The following is a 755-nucleotide window of genomic DNA, read 5'->3' as shown; positions in this document are numbered from 1 at the left end:
AAGTAATCGTTTTCAAAAAGAAAAGAAGAAAAGGTTACAAAAAGAGAAACGGTCACCGTCAGTATTTAACACAAATTCTTATTGAAGGAATTAGTGCTACTGGTGGAAAAAAAGCTACTCCAGCTCCTAAAAAAGAAGCAGCTCCAAAAGCTGAGAAACTTGTAGAAGCAGTTGAAGAAAAAGCACCAAAAGCTCCAAAAGCATCTAAAAAAGGTGATGATCTAGTAATTATTGAAGGAATTGGTCCAAAAGCTGCTGAAGCATTAGTTGCTGCTGGAATTGATACATTTGCAAAACTTGCTGCTGCATCTGCTGATTCTGTAAAAGAAATTTTAGACGCATCAACTAACAAAGTACAACATTTAGATCCAACTACTTGGGCGCAACAAGCACAACTTGCTGCAGATGGTAAAATGGACGAATTAAAAAAATTACAAGATGAGTTAAACGGTGGAAAAGCTGTTTAATTTTAGTATTAACTTATAAAACCCAAACATCATGGCTCACAAGAAAGGTGTCGGTAGTTCGAAGAATGGTAGAGAATCACATTCTAAACGTTTAGGCGTTAAGATATATGGTGGTCAAGCTGCAATTGCTGGAAACATTATCGTAAGACAAAGAGGTTCAAAACACAATCCAGGAGAAAACGTTTACATTAGTAAAGATCACACTTTACATGCAAGAGTTGATGGAGTAGTGAAATTTCAGAAAAAAGCTGGCGATAAGTCATTTGTTTCTGTAATTCCTTTTGAAGA

At 35.8% G+C, this 755-nt stretch carries 2 protein-coding genes; both read left to right on the top strand.

Annotated elements, in window-relative coordinates:
- Window positions 1–467: bL21 family ribosomal protein (locus DIU01_RS10630; RefSeq protein ID WP_290834257.1), on the top strand; the 467-nt coding region annotated here is incomplete at its 5' end.
- A gap of 31 nt (window positions 468–498) precedes the next feature.
- The coding region (rpmA, locus tag DIU01_RS10625; protein ID WP_290834255.1) for a 50S ribosomal protein L27 at window positions 499–755 on the top strand (257 nt) is incomplete at its 3' end.

This window comes from Flavobacterium sp. (assembly GCF_003525665.1).
Taxonomy (GTDB): Bacteria; Bacteroidota; Bacteroidia; order Flavobacteriales; family Flavobacteriaceae; genus Flavobacterium.
This window is presented reverse-complemented; position numbering and strand designations above follow the sequence as displayed.